9 protein-coding genes and 7 pseudogenes are annotated in these 13,971 nt (G+C 63.7%); 2 read left to right on the forward strand and 14 right to left on the reverse strand.

All coding sequences use genetic code 11. The annotated features are described in order from the left end of the window. Positions 1-158 precede the first annotated feature (158 nt). Positions 159-407, reverse strand: a pseudogene (locus OHD62_RS32055) (toprim domain-containing protein); the annotation flags it as partial. On the opposite strand from OHD62_RS32055, the pseudogene OHD62_RS35800 reads away from it, so the two are divergent. Further along, positions 407-595, forward strand: a pseudogene (locus OHD62_RS35800) (integrase); the annotation flags it as partial. The pseudogenes OHD62_RS32055 and OHD62_RS35800 overlap by 1 nt on opposite strands. A 135-nt stretch (positions 596-730) precedes the next feature. Here the strand turns inward: OHD62_RS35800 and OHD62_RS35805 are convergent. From OHD62_RS35805 to OHD62_RS32120, 13 genes and pseudogenes are all read right to left on the reverse strand, one after another. After that, positions 731-1,333: pseudogene (locus OHD62_RS35805) on the reverse strand (tyrosine-type recombinase/integrase); the annotation flags it as partial. A gap of 52 nt (positions 1,334-1,385) precedes the next feature. Further along, the gene (locus tag OHD62_RS32065; RefSeq protein WP_263791313.1) at positions 1,386-1,895 is read right to left on the reverse strand and encodes a tyrosine-type recombinase/integrase; all 510 of its coding nucleotides are present in this window, start codon (positions 1,893-1,895) and stop codon (positions 1,386-1,388) included. After that, entirely contained in the window at positions 1,876-2,619 is a 744-nt protein-coding gene (locus OHD62_RS32070) for a hypothetical protein (RefSeq protein WP_263791399.1), read from the reverse strand. The genes OHD62_RS32065 and OHD62_RS32070 overlap by 20 nt, the downstream gene beginning before the upstream one ends. A 146-nt stretch (positions 2,620-2,765) precedes the next feature. Continuing rightward, positions 2,766-2,960, reverse strand: a pseudogene (locus OHD62_RS32075) (transposase zinc-binding domain-containing protein); the annotation flags it as partial. Positions 2,961-2,969: 9 nt separating this feature from the next. Then, positions 2,970-3,290: pseudogene (locus OHD62_RS32080) on the reverse strand (tyrosine-type recombinase/integrase); the annotation flags it as partial. Between the two features lie 75 nt (positions 3,291-3,365). Then, a complete protein-coding gene (locus tag OHD62_RS32085) occupies positions 3,366-4,172 on the reverse strand; it encodes a glycoside hydrolase family 12 protein (RefSeq protein WP_263791315.1) in 807 nt (268 codons plus the stop codon). A 199-nt stretch (positions 4,173-4,371) separates the two neighbouring features. After that, positions 4,372-4,623, reverse strand: a pseudogene (locus OHD62_RS32090) (IS6 family transposase); the annotation flags it as partial. Between the two features lie 400 nt (positions 4,624-5,023). Continuing rightward, a complete protein-coding gene (locus OHD62_RS32095; RefSeq protein WP_412177445.1) occupies positions 5,024-5,269 on the reverse strand; it encodes a tyrosine-type recombinase/integrase in 246 nt (81 codons plus the stop codon). 49 nt (positions 5,270-5,318) lie between these two features. Beyond that, complete coding sequence (locus OHD62_RS32100) at positions 5,319-5,615, reverse strand: hypothetical protein (RefSeq protein WP_263791319.1); 297 nt, start codon at positions 5,613-5,615, stop codon at positions 5,319-5,321. Continuing rightward, entirely contained in the window at positions 5,612-6,253 is a 642-nt protein-coding gene (locus tag OHD62_RS32105) for a tyrosine-type recombinase/integrase (RefSeq protein WP_263791320.1), read from the reverse strand. Before OHD62_RS32105 ends, OHD62_RS32100 begins: the two co-directional genes overlap by 4 nt. A 437-nt stretch (positions 6,254-6,690) precedes the next feature. Continuing rightward, on the reverse strand, positions 6,691-7,722 hold the full coding sequence (locus tag OHD62_RS32110; RefSeq protein WP_263791322.1) for a toprim domain-containing protein: 1,032 nt from the start codon (positions 7,720-7,722) through the stop codon (positions 6,691-6,693). A gap of 104 nt (positions 7,723-7,826) precedes the next feature. Then, positions 7,827-8,018, reverse strand: a pseudogene (locus OHD62_RS35810) (hypothetical protein); the annotation flags it as partial. A gap of 12 nt (positions 8,019-8,030) precedes the next feature. Further along, a complete protein-coding gene (locus OHD62_RS32120; RefSeq protein WP_263791323.1) occupies positions 8,031-12,581 on the reverse strand; it encodes a strawberry notch-like NTP hydrolase domain-containing protein in 4,551 nt (1,516 codons plus the stop codon). Between the two features lie 185 nt (positions 12,582-12,766). Here OHD62_RS32120 and OHD62_RS32125 point away from each other — a divergent pair, with 185 nt between their 5' ends. Further along, positions 12,767-13,960, forward strand: coding sequence for a DUF1173 domain-containing protein (locus OHD62_RS32125; protein ID WP_263791325.1), 1,194 nt, complete (start codon positions 12,767-12,769; stop codon positions 13,958-13,960). Positions 13,961-13,971 lie beyond the last annotated feature (11 nt).

A 13,971-nucleotide genomic window follows, 5' to 3' on the forward strand; every position in this document is an offset into this window, starting at 1 on the left:
GCGCGAGCGAAGGACGGCGCAGCCGTTGCGGCCGTGACCGGGGGGTGGCAGGGGTCGCCTCTCAGGCAGGCCGCGGGCGCGGCCTCTCCGGTGGAGCGCCGCCATGTTTGCAGGCTATCAGGCGAGGCAGCGCCGGCCCGCGTGCCGGCCCGACCCATTCATCCGGGCGGCAGGAAGAGACGGGCATCCTCCGGGACGAGTTGACCGCTGAGCGATGCGGCGAGATGGGCCGGGCCGAGATGACGCAGATCGTCGTTGAAGTCGCCGAGCTGCGGCCGCAACACCAGGGCAAGGATCCCTGACTCGCCCGCGCGCTGGCTGAGGCGCTCGATGCCCTGACGGCCGGCGGTGTCGGCATCAGCTGCGATGTAGAGGCGACGGCAGCCAGGCGGGAAGGTCAGGCCGGCAGCACGGCGTCGACCGCTCGGTCATCGCTCTGTGGCTGGGCCACGAGTCGGTCGAAACCACCGCCATCTATCTTCAGGCCGACATGAAGCTCAAGGAGCAAGCTCTGGCAAGGACCGACACGGCCGACATCCGGTTGGGCCGCTACAAGCCCGACGACCATCTCCTCACATTCCTGAAGAGCCTCTGATAATGCAGACACAAAAGCCACAAATCGCCCGCATTCTTTGGCCTCCCGGTCGCCACTCGGAATAATCCGGCACTCGGAGTTATGGCGCAGATCGTGCAGGCGAGGACGGCGAGCCGACGTCGATCTGATGCCAGCCTTGTCGACCAGCCTGTCGAAGGTCTCCTTGACGGCAATGTAGCGTAGCGGCCGGTTGCGCTTGTCGATGAACACCGGATCATCGTCTGAGCCGGGCCCGCGACGTGCCAGGTATCGCTGCAAGCCGGCCGCCGCCGTATCGTGCAGCGGCACCAATCGCGTCTTGCGGAACTTGGTCTCGCGGGTCAGCAGACCGTCGCGGGTCACGTCCGCGATCGTCAGCTTTAGGGCTTCGGAGATCCTGAGCCCTGTGGATGAGAGCAGCGCGATCAAGGTCGCTTGCGTGTGCGGGCGTAAGTCGCGCATTGGCCGAAGCCGCAGCGCAGCTTCGACCAGCCGACTGATCTTGTCTGTCGTGTAGATGTGCGGCGTGCGACGCTTCTTACGGGCGCCGAGGTGATTTGCAGGCGGCAGCTCGTGCCCGACGTCCTCCACCCGGACATGGTGTACGAAGTGACAGACGGCTCTTAGCCGTGCATCCCGTTGCGCGACAGATGGTCCCAGCGCGGCCCAGTCGATCGCTGTTTTTGTCTGGACGTACGTTTGTCCGCGTGCGGTCGCGAAGGCGGCAAAGCTCTTCAGCAGGTACTCCGCGGTCGACATCGCGAAGCCCGTAGCCGGCGGAGCGCGAGATAGGTCTCGATGGCGTCGAGCATCAGAGCGCCTCCGGCCAGGGCTGAGCAACCTGCTTCAGCAGCGCGACGTCGGCCTTTGCGTAATAGGCTGTCGTATCGATGCCGCGATGCCGAAGGACGAGGCCGATCTTGTCGAGCGGCACGCCGTGGCGCAGCATCTCGGTCGCCGCGGTGTGCCGCAGAGCGTGGGCCCCTTTGACCGGCGGCACGATGTCAGCCCGCTTCATGATACGCTTCACCACCGACGAGATGCCGTCGCCTCGTCGGAATGGCCGGCACGGCGCGATCGTGCGCAGGAACAAGACATCGTTCCGGCGGGTAGACAGCCGGCATTCGAGGTAGGCGGCGATCGCATCCCCGACGTCTTGCGGTAGCGGCAGCCGGACCTCGTAGCGCGACTTGCCGCAGACCCGCAGCGATCCCGTTTGCCACTCGATATCGGTGAGACGCAGTTGCGCCCCGTCACCGGCCCGCAGGCCGAGGCGCACCAACAAAAGTACGATCGCACGATCACGCCGGCGCACCGGCATCGCCGTCACAGGCAGCGATCAGCCGGTCGACCTGCTCGGTCGATAGATACCGGGGCATGTCGGCAAGCTGCCAATGAGCGTAGGCCGGAACGGCGCCGTCGAGACCTGCCTGACAACGGCCTGTGACTGCGAGATACCGCAGGAAAGCCCGCAGGCTCGTCGTAATCTTCTTGATCGTGCCACTCCCGCTATTGCTCGCCCGCTCCAGGAAGTAGCTGCGGACATCGTTCGGCCTCCAGCCGACCGGGTCAGATCGAAGCTCCATCCTCAGGCCCGCGGCGTCGCGGGCGTAGAGCCTGACGGTGGCATCGGATGCGCCGCGATGCTTGCGCAGCCACGTCTTGAAGTCGGCGACCAGCGGCTGCGGCTCGGCGGGCGCTGCCCCCACGGCCTCGGACCGGCAAAGGCCGAGCTCGACGAGGTGCCGACGAAAGAGCCTGGCACCGTAGATGGTGTGGTGGTTGCGCCGGCCGCCTTTGGCGCGTGAACACCGGCAAGTGCGCAGGTGCTCGCCGAACGCGGCGAGATCAACGTCCGTCAGGCCTGCGCCTTGCTCGGCCATGACATGGCCGATGTGAGCTGCCGCTCGCAAATAGCGTACCGCTGTCTCGGGGCCATAGCCCTGCTGCTCCAGCGCCGCTGCAAACCCGTCAATGTAAGGCCCGCTCGGCCCACTGCGCAGATGCCCCAGCATCTTCGCTGCCGAGAAGTACGTCTCCAACATGTCCGTCTCCGTATGTGACCGGCCATCAGTGGCCGACCCAACGGGGCCGCACGGGCGACTTCTAATGGAGAGCTCGAGAGCGGCAATACACAGGAAAATACGGTGATCGCGATTGCCAGCTCCCCATTACCGGCTTTGCCCATAAGGCAGGAGTTGTAGGCGATGCGTGTGGCGCCGCAGTCATCGCACTGCTCGACGTGGCCGCCGAGCACAGCCGTCCGGCATGCCGTGATCGCGCCCATGACGCGCCGCTCGACGCGGTCCAGATGCTCGGCACGGGCTTGCCGAAACGCTTCGCCGTGGCGGCGGAAGATATCCGCCACTTCCAGAACCGGAGCCATCAGGTCCGCTCAGCCGGGCGGCACGACCTCCAGGCGGAGCCGGTCCAGCGGACTTGGCGTATTGCTGATGGTCTTTGTGGCGACTTGGGTATAGCGCGCCGTGCTGGCCAGACTGGCATGGCCAAGCAGCACCTGGATGATGCGCACGTCGGCCCCGTTCTCCGGGAGATGGGTCGCGAATGTGTGCCGCAACGTGTGCACTGTCACCGACTTGCTCAAGCCGGCCGCCGCACAAGCTGAACGGCAGGCGGCGTGCAGCACGTTGGGGACGAGCGGACGCTCGTCGTCGCGGCCGGGAAACAACCATCGCTTTGGCCGAGCGAGCCGGTAAGCGCAAGCTAGGCCGTCAGCCAGCGTGGCTCATTGGCATAAGCGCAGCTCACCTTGCCGCCCGCACACGGATCTTCACTTCGAGGTCACAGACCAGTTGTTGAAATTGAAGTTCTTTCCCCCCGGGGACGAGGTAATCTCGACGCCGTATTGGACGCTACCGACGTTTATGTCGCCAAAGTACCCCTTCGACTTGATCCACTGCAGGATACTCTTGATGTCCACTGTCCCGCTGTTGGTCTTCGAAGTGCGCAGCAATGAGATGACCTTGTGACCGTCGGGGCCTTCACCTTCAAACACGTTCCAAGTCGCTCCGCCTACATTGACATTGCTGTAGACCGGAATCGCCGCACCGGAAGGGGCATAATGATATGAAATGGGCTTAACGTTGCCGCTCCCGTCCGAGTTTCCGGTGTAGTTTGTCCAGAGCATTACCTCATGCTGGTTTGAGCTGTCCCAGATATCGTAGGCGACATCCCAGGCGCCGCCAGTAGGAACCTCCTGATTGAAGCTCGAGCTCAGAGTGTTGATTGAACTGAGCGGTTTCCCGATACTAAAAGCCTCGTGCGGATAGCTTTTGATGCCCGGCGTATTAGGCTGGTTCGACCATACGCTCCACCGGTTGACGCCACTCACCGAAATCGTCTGAGGCCCAGGGCACGGGCCCCATACGTCGTTGTTCCAAGAGTAGCCATCGCGTGAAAAGCTTCCGTACGGAGCGCTCGAACTCCAAATCGGAGCCTGCGCCGATACAAGCGCGGCAGATGATAATGACCCGGCTTCATTCGCGGCCTGCCTAAATAGATCATGATCCTCCTGTGTCCGGACGTACCCCGGTGGGAACCCTTGCGCGCCGCCACCGTTTATCCGATTGGAATCCATAAAGCTCTCCTTTCGATTATGATAACAAAGTCTCCTGCAGATCCGCCCAGCGGGTACCCTAGTTCAGCATAGGCGGCATTGGCATCTAGAGACCGGGTGCGAATGCTAGGAAGGTTGGCTTTCGAGAAGCTGACGAGCTCAAGGAGAAAGGCGGAGCCGCGCCCGTGTTTGCCGTCTTTCGGATGACAACGGCCTGCATCCACTGGCCACGGACCTTGATGTAGGTCTCGTCGACATGCCATTTGCCGGTCACGCTACGCTTGCGCCGGTTGAAGCGCTCCAGCAACAAGGGCGCGAAACGGACCGTCAATCGGTGGATGGTCGTGTGATCGACCGTAATGCCGCGCTCGGCCATCATCTCCTCAAGATCACGCAGGCTCAGATTGTAGGCAAGGTACCAGCGCACGCAAAGCAGGATCACAGATTGGTCGAACTGGCGGCCTTTGAACATCGCAATCCTCCGAAATGGTTGAAGGATCCCTTGCCACTCGCGAGTAACAAAAACGTTGCAACACATCCCTCCAATCCGCCTATCCAGCGATCTTTGTGTAGCGCCTCATTCAGATCAAGCATTCGTCTGTCTCCCTGTAGCGTGGGAAAGTCCACGCTTAGAAAGAGAAGCCGAATAATGCCGAGCAATCAACGGCTGACGCTGATCCAATTACTTGCAATCATTAGAAAATTACGCCGCAGCTATGGAGTCACTCGGAATAATCCGGCACTCGGAGTTATGCCGGAGATCGTGCAGGCGCGGGATCTGTCGCCCGCTTGCCGTGCGATGGACCTCAGCGATACGCCGCAACGCGTCGAATGCGGCCTGAACGGTGCTGCTGGCGAGTCGTGTGCCGTCCCTATTCGCCAGGAGGAAGGAAGTCGCGCCTTTGGGCGAGCTCGCCGCGCTGCCGTAGCGGCATGTAGTTGGTCAGCACCGTTGCAAGCTGCGGTCCGATCGGAACCAGACGGCTCTTGTAGAACTTCGTGGCGCGTATGGTCAGGACGTGTTCCGCCAGATCGACGTCCGCGAATGTGAGACCTGTCGCTTCACTAAAGCGCAATCCGGCTCCGTAAAGCAGAAGAAGCAGAGTCCGGAATGTCACTGCGTCGAACTGAACCGCACCGCGCCGGACGCTTTCCAGGGTCGCCGGGTCAAGGAGCCGCCGCAGCTCCTCGTGCGAGTAGATGTAAGGTGGCTTTCGGGGCGGCGATTTCGGTTCGCTGTTCGGCAACGGCGAGCAAGTCGCATGGCCACGGCTGATAGCATGGCGCCAGTGGCCCTTTGCCTGCCAGAAAGGCCAGAATCTTGGTCGTGGTCACCGCGTCGCAGGTGTCATCTCCGTTCGCATATTTGAGGAAGTGACGTAGGAGGTTCGCCCCGGTCGTGAACTTGGCGCCGTGGGCCTGTCGCCAGAGGATGTATTGCTCGATAGCCTCGCGCAACGTCATGCCAGGCCCTCCAGATCGAGGGCCGCCACCTCGCGAAGTGCCGCGAGATTGACCTTTGCGTAAATCGCGGTGGAGGATGGGTCGCGGTGCCCGAGAAAGTCCCCGATCACCTTCATCGACATGCCCTGATCCAGAAAATGCTGGGCTGCGGCATGCCGCAAGACATGCGTACCTCTTCGGCCGGAGACGATGCCAATGCCGGCCAGCCGATCACGGACCATCTTGCCCAAAGCTGCTCTGCCAAGCGGTCGGATCGGCGCGTGAACTGTGAAGAAGAGGCTGCGCCCGAAGCCAGATGGCCGTGCCTCCCGTATGTAGCGCAGGATGGCATGTCCGACCTCATGCGACAGCGGCCAGAGATGGGTCCGACCGGGCTTCGGGCAGCGGACGCGGAGCATCTCGTTCTCCCAGTCCAGATCGTCCAATTGCAGGCCGCGGACTTCTCCAGCCCGCAGTCCATAGGCGATGAGAAGCGTCAGGATCGCCCTGTCGCGCTTGTCGACCGCTCGATCCCCCACGACAGAAGCCAGCAGGCGCAGGACATCCTCGCGCCCGAGTCCTTTCGGTACGGTCTCATCGGCCATAAAGCGGGGCGCGATGATCCCCGCAGCCAGCCCGGCGCGGCACGATCTCTGCATGATGTGGGTGATGCTTACGCTCAGGCTCGTCGAGCCACCCCAAGAATCGCAGCCATTGGATTCCGCGACTGGCAAAGCGAGTTCTCGCCTTGGGCGAAGCTGCCCGAGCATATCTGTGGCCTTTTGGCAGCGCCCAGATTGCTGCTGCGGCTGCTATTTGGGGAATGCTGACCCGGACGCCTTCTCGCAAATCCAGTAATCGGACGAGACTGAGTTGATCGTTCGCATTTTTGCGTAAGGTTGTTCGGCAAGCGCCCAGTTCATTCAGGTGTCGAAGGTACTGCGCGCGCGGTTCAGACAGCGGTGCTGCTCGATATTTCTCTGCAGTTCGAGGGAAGAAGATTGCTTCAAACATACTTGTGCCTCCATGTTGATGGAGGCTCAAGCTTTCGCACCGAGCACCGTGATGAAAGCCCTGCTGCGTAGAGGGTGCTCAATCATCTGTAAGTAAAGCAGCAATCCTGCGGCATGAGTTGGATGCGCAATGTCCGCCGGAGCGCGCGGAGGCCGAATGCACGCAGGTCCTCGTTGAAGTCGCCCATCCGCGGAGATAGAGCAAGCGCCTCAATGCCGGCAGCTTCGGCACGTTCGGTCAATGTCGCGAGGGCCGTGTCGCCCGCGGCGTCGGCGTCGCGGACGATGTAAAGCCGACGCAGCGTCAGCGGGAGCAGAATGGCGGCAAGGTGGTTGGCCGAAAGCGCGGCAGCCATCGGCATGGCCGGCAGCGCACAGCGCAGCGACAGCATCGTCTCGATGCCTTCGCCGACCGCAAGGACGTCGTCCGCAGCGCCAAAGCGGACGGCATGGCCGAGGAGACCGCCCATCGCCTTCCTTTGGGTGTCGATCGGAGCCTTGCCGGAACCGTCCCGGGCAAGCCAGGTACGATGCGCGCCGGTGATCCTCCCTTCGAGATCGGTGACGGCAGCGACCATCGCCGGCCAGGTCTCGGTCGGGCCGTCGCCCTCAGGTCGATAGTAGCAGCGCGGATGGAATCGCAGGCTGCCTGCGTCGCGCAAGTTCATGATGCTGCGATTGCGCAAATAGGTCTCGACGAGCGTCCGGCGGATCGGCTGCGACATGGCGAACAGCCGCTGCGCCGCTTCCGGCGATCCGGCGGGAACGGGTGTGCGAACGGGCTTTGGGGCGCCGTACGGTTCGACGCGCGGCAGGCTCAGAAAGCGCCGCGCCTCATCGGCGACATCGTGGAAATCGACGAGACCGCAGCTCTCGCGGATGACGTCGAGGAGATCGCCATATTCGGCTGAGGCGGCATCAGTCCAATGCCCGGCGGCGCCGGGACCGGATTCCGGCCCGCTGAGCCGGACAAACATCGATCGGCCGGGCGTGTTGCGCACATCGCCCACCGTCCAGTAGCGGCCTCGGCGTCGACCATTGGACAGGTAGTGCCGGCAGACCGCCTCTGCGTGGCGTGCCAGGCGGCGAGACAGTTCGGAAGCGTCGCGGGGCATCACGACACCTCCCGCGCGCTGACGTTATGTTGCGTAGAAGCCGTCGACCGTCTGTAGGACGGCGCCCAATCGCGGCGGCGCAACATAACCCTCGCCGCAACATATTCGACCCACTTTCCGGCTGCCTTGCCGCCCACCGCTTTGAGCCGCACATGCATGGAGCGGCCGCGCGTGTTGCGGACATCGCCGACCATCCAGTAGTTGCCGGAGCGATGGCCGTTGGAGAGATATTCGCGGCACACCGCCTCGGCATGTTCGCCAAGGCGTTGTGCAAGCTCGGAGGCCGAGACGGTCATGATCGTCTCCCCTCACGCCACTGACGCGCGGTCGGTGACGCCGACCAGTGTGTGGAGGTCGAGGAGCGCGGCGAGGATTGACGGCCCTTGCTCACTCGTCGGGATGAACAGCCGGAGTTTCCACGAGATGATCTCGGAGATCAGCCCCAGCGCCTTCAGCCGCGGAACAAAAGCGTCGGTGAAGCCGATCAGCTCGACACGGTAGTCGTTCATGACCCGACTGCGGCGCAGGATCAGGCCATCGGCGAGTTGCAGTCCGATCCTGCCTTCCACAAGCCCGGTCCAGGCATCTTGCGGCGCGAGCGTCGGCACATGATCGAGCCCCAGATTGCGCAACATGGTCGCAACAAGCGTCGGCGCGATGTGACGCCCGATGATGCGTTCGCCGGCATCGGTCTGGATCCGATAGACCTGACAATCATGATCCGGCAAGCGCCGCCAGATCGGCAACAGCAGACCCGTCACGATGTGAAAGGTGCTGGTGGCGAACTCCGGGACAGCGGCGACTTCAGCCTGCCACAGGTCGCAGAACAGATCTCGGTCGGCGGGCTGCCAGTGGGTCTCGGCAAGGGCATCGAGACCGAAGCGCAGTTCGTCCGTCGGCCGCAGCAGGCGCACGCGCTGCTCTATCGCGCCATCGTCGAGCATCAGACTTGCCGTCGGCAGCCGGATCGCCGCGCGGTTCGACCGCGTGTTCACCAACAGAACCGATTGCGGTTCCGCCCGGGCGATGGCCACCGCGTCGACCAGGCTGAGCGGCCGAATCCGGTCCTTGCGTGCGACGGTCAGCACATGCGACTGCGCGCCCGAGATCGGGTGCGCGTAGACGGTGCGGCGATCGGTGACGACGATGCTTTCCGCCGTGATCGTCTCCAGACCTTTGTCATAGGAGCCGGCAGCGATCGCGCCCTCGACCTTCGCCGTCATCAGTTGCTCGAACACCTCGAACAGCAGATTCTGGGTTTCGATGCGCAGCGCCAGCAGGCGGTTGAGCCAGGTCGTGATCGGCGGCAGTTCGTCGCGCAGCCCGCCCTCGTCAGTCGTCAGCGACAGTCCGGTCACAGTCTCAAAGGTCGTGAGCGAGCAACCCTCGATCTTGCCCTGATGCAGCAGCATGTAGAATTGGCGAAGTGCGGCCCGCGCATAGGGGCTTTCGAGATTGTCCTCGGCACGGAACAGCCCTGCCCCGCCGGTCTGGCGCTGGCCGCGCGTGATCGCACCCAGCGTGTCGAGCCGCCGTGCGATCGTCGACAGGAAGCGCTTGCCGGCTTTCACGTTCGCGGCCATGGGCCGGAACAGCGGCGGTTGCTTCTGATTTGTGCGGTGGGTGCGCCCGAGACCCTGGATGGCGTTGTCGGCGCGCCAGCCGGCCTCGAGCAGATAATGCTTGCGAAGCCTCTGGTTCCTGACCCCGAGATCGGCGTGGTAGGACCGGCCTGTGCCGCCGGCATCCGAAAAGATCAGTACGCGCTTGTCGTCATCCATGAAACTCTGGGTCTCGGCGAGATTGGCCGAGCCAGGGCGGTTTTCCACGGCCAGCCGGTCTATGCCGTCGCGGCCGGTCTTTTTCACGATACGCCGCGCGCGGCCGGTCACCTCGGCGACGATGTCGGTGCCGAAGTGATGGATGATCTGGTCAAGGGCACTGCCGACCGGCGGCAACGACCCAAGCCGCTCGACCATCTCGTCGCGCCGGCGAACCGCCTCGCGGCATTGAACCGGGTTGCCATCTTCATCGTGGGCAGGCCGCGAGCAGACGTTGCCCTCCGCGTCCGAATATTCCTCGAACAACTGGGTGGGGAAGGAGTGCATTAAGTACCCGCCGACATACTCGCGCGGCGTCACATCGACATGCAGATCCGACCATTCCTCGGTGGGGATTTCGGCAAGCCGTCGTTCCATCAGCGCTTCGCCGGTCGAGACGATCTGAACGACCGCCGAATGACCTTCGACCCGGTCCTTTTCGATCGCGCCGATCAGCGTCGGCGTCATCATCGAGGTAATGAGATGGCTGAAGAAGCGTTGCTTGGTGCTCTCGAAGGCTGAACGCGCCGCCGATTTTGCGTCGCGGTTCAGCGTGCCGGCCTCGCCGGTGATGTTGGTCGCGTCGAGTGCGGCGGTCAGGTTGTTGTGGATGACCTGGAACGCGTCGGCATAGGCGTTGTAGATGCGGATCTGTTCGTCGCTCAGCGCGTGCTCGAGCAGGTCATATTCGACACCGTCATAAGAGAGCGAACGCGCCGCATAGAGGCCGAGCGATTTGAGATCGCGGGCGAGCACTTCCATCGCCGCGACACCGCCGTCCTCGATCGCGGCGACGAATTCGGCGCGGTTGGCGAAGGGAAAATCCTCGCTGCCCCAGATGCCGAGACGCTGCGCATAGGCGAGGTTCTCGACCGCGGTCGCACCGGTCGCGGAGACGTAGACGACACGGGCGTCAGGCAGTGCGTGCTGGAGCCGCAGTCCCGCCCTGCCCTGCTGCGAGGGGGCGACGTCGCCACGCTCGCTTTTGCCGCCAGCGGCGTTGGCCATGGCGTGGGCCTCGTCGAAGACGATGACGCCATCGAAAGATTTTTTCGCCCCCGACGGGTTTTCTCTCGTCGGGCTTTCGGTCCTCCCCGCCGACTTTTCTGCATCCCCTGTCGGGCCGTCGGCCCTCCTCGGCTCTTGTCCAACCCAGTCGAGGATCTGGGCAATCCGGGATTTCTTGCCTTCCCGTTCCTGCGAGCGCAGCGTCGCGTAGGTTGTGAACAGGATGCCCTCGGCAAGGCGGATCGGCGTGCCCTGCCGATAGCGCGACAGTGGCTGCACGAGAAGTTTTTCCTGGCCAAGTGCCGCCCAATCGCGCTGGGCATCTTCCAGTAGCTTGTCCGACTTCGAAATCCAGATCGCACGGCGGCGGCCCTGCAGCCAGTTGTCAAGGATGATGCCCGCGACTTGCCGTCCCTTGCCGCAGCCGGTTCCATCGCCCAAAAACCAACCACGGCGGAAGCGGACAGCATTCGAAGCACCTTCCGGGGCGGCCGAGACGACATCGCAGGTCTCGCCAACCGTCCAGGTGCCGGCGAGATGGCCGCAATGCGCCTCCCCGGCATAAATCACGCTTTCGAGCTGGGCGTCCGACAGCAGGCCCTCGTCGATGATCGCATCAGGAAGAAGCGGCCGATAGGAAGGCTTTGGCGGGGCGACGGCGGCCATTGCTGCCGACTGCACGAGGGGTGTCGGATGCGGCTTTGCGCGGGGAATGTCGATCGACTGAAGCGCGTAGGGTTCGTAGATCGTGTCGGTGAGGCGGCCGCCCTCTTCCGGCATCCAGTCGCGTAGCTCATAGGCCAGGGGGACCGCCGGCGTGCTGCTTGCCTTGACCTGGCGGGCATTCGCCCGCGCAATCGGACGGACCGGTTGGATGGCCTTCGGCGCAGAAGTTGAGACAGTGAGGGGTGCGGCTCTCGCCCCTGATCGGCCGCCCATGTGCATGGCGGCATTTGCCAGGATGCCGCTGGACAACGCGCCGATCGAATCCGGAAAGCCGCCCGGTGTCCGGGGCGGCAGATCCGTAATCCAGGCGAGCAGCGTTTCGACATCAGTTGCCTTGCCGGGCGAGCGGACGAAATTTTTCGGGTCGGCGGCCGGTACCTTGTCGATAATTGTCAGTCGCGTTTCAGTGGTGGTGCCATGGCGGGCGTAGTCACGGCCGTCGATCGCCGCGGTGAAGACGACGATGCCCTGCTGCTGCAGGCGTTCGAAGGCCGGCCGCCATTTGGCGTTTTCCGGAGACAGCCCGGTGCCGGTGATGGCGACCAGGCGCCCGCCTGCGCGCAGGCGGGCGAATGCGGAGGAGAGATGCCGCCATGCCGCGTCAGTGACATGGCCGTCGACATAGGCGCCGACGCTGAAGGGTGGATTCATCAGCACGACGGACGGCTCGATGGCCGCGTCGAGATGATCGTCGATATGGGCGGCGTCGTGCCGCGAGACGGAAAACCGTGGAAACAGCAGGCCGAGGAGATCGGCCCGCCTCGCGGCAAGCTCATTGAGGGCGATCGAGGCGCGCGCCATCTCGGCATGGAAGGCGAGCAGACCGGTGCCGGCCGAGGGTTCGAGAACGAGGTCGCAAGATGCTATCGCCGCCGCGTGCGCTGTCACGAAGGCCAGCGGCAAGGGCGTCGACAGCTGCTGCATGGCCTGGCTCTCGTGCGACCTTCGCGTATGGGTGGGAAGAAGGTCGGCGATGCGCTTCATCATCGCCAGCGTTGCCTGCGGCGTCGTGGACCGCGACAGGATCGCCTGGCCGAACCGGCGCAAAAACAGCACCTGGGCGACTTCGAGCGCCTCATAGGCGTCCTTCCAGACCCAGAACCCTTGCGCATCGCTCCCGCCAAAACTGGTCGTCATGGCGGTGCGCAGTGCGGCGGTGGTGACAGGCTCGCCCAGCTCGAGGAAAGGCAGCAGCAGCGTTGCCGCTTGATAGATTGCCTGGGCGTTGTTGATGGAGGCCGGCGTCGGCGCGTCGAGGGGAGCGGCAGTCCGGGCAACGGCCGGTGTGGTCGAAACAATGTTCATGGAAATGTCCTTCGCGAGAGGGGAGTGGCGCCCGCGCCAACACTCTCTGCGCGCCAGCCGGGCCACACTCCTCCCGGCTCCCCTCTGCCTCCGGCGCCGATGCACCAAAGGGGTTGCGCTCTTTGCAAACCCATGACTTGAATGCACGCACAGGGATGCGGCGGCGACCTGGAGCTGTGGAGGTGATGCGACGGTTTAGAATTGGCGGTGCGGTCTACGAGGAGGCAGCGCCTGACCTGCAGGCGGCGCTGGCGAACGCCTATGCCCGCACCGAGCGTCCGCTATGTCTATGCCGCGAGCCAGGCTGCCCGATGTACATCGCCCGCATCGGCGACCTTCACCTGATCAAGCGCATGCCGCTGAGCGGCGGCGGGCATGATCCATCCTGTGATTCCTATGAATCGCCTTACGAACTGTCCGGCCTGGGCGCCTTGATGGGCAGCGCGATACAGCTCGATCCGCAAAACGGCTTGGCGGCCCTCAAGTTGGACTTCAGCCTGTCGAAGACAGGGAGCCGCGCGGCATCGGTGCCTGCGGGGCAAAGTTCCGCCAGCGTAACCGCCGATCCCAGGAGAATGTCGCTGCGTGGCCTGCTTCACTATCTCTGGCACGAGGCCGAACTGACGGTCTGGACATCGAGGTGGGCCGGCAAACGGCATTGGTGGAATGTCCGCTGGCATCTGCTCGAGGCTGCCGGGCAAATGTCAGTGAGGGGCGGACCGCTTGCCGATATCCTATTCGTGCCCGAGCCGTTTCGGGCCGAGAACAGGCAAGCCATCGAGCAGCGTCGCAACGCGGTTCTCGGCACAACGCTCCCGCCGAAATCCGGCCCCCGAAAGTTGCTCGTCCTAGTCGGCGAGGTGAAGGAGATCGTGCCCGCCCGCTCCGGTCAGAAACTCGTCATCAAGCACCTGCCCGGTTTTCCCTTCATCATCGACGATGCATTGCATCGCCGCTTGCAGGCGCGTTTTGAGAAAGAATTGTCTCTGTGGGCAGCGGATTCCAGCTCGCATCTGATGACGATCGCGACGTTCGGACTGAACCCGGCCGGCCTCGCCATTGTCGAGGAGATCGCGTTGATGGTGGTGTCCGAGAACTGGATTCCCTACGAGACGGTACCGGAGAAAAGGCTCGTCGATGGGCTCGCCCGCCTTCGCGAGAAGAGCGTGAAGGGATTGCGCTTTGACCTGCAACCCGACCAGCCGATCGCCAATGCGTTGCTTCAGAACAGGGACGAGCCGATCGCGCTGTTTGTCGTTCCGGCCGGAGCGGACCAGAACTTCGAAGTGTCGCTCGACGAAATGATCGCTGCGCGACCGGAGATCGGCGCCTGGGTCTGGCGGGTCGGCGAAGGCGATATGCCGCCGCTACCGCCTTGAGTGTCGACGGA

The organism is Mesorhizobium sp. YC-39 (genome assembly GCF_025753795.1).
In the GTDB taxonomy this organism is placed as follows: Bacteria; Pseudomonadota; Alphaproteobacteria; order Rhizobiales; family Rhizobiaceae; genus Mesorhizobium.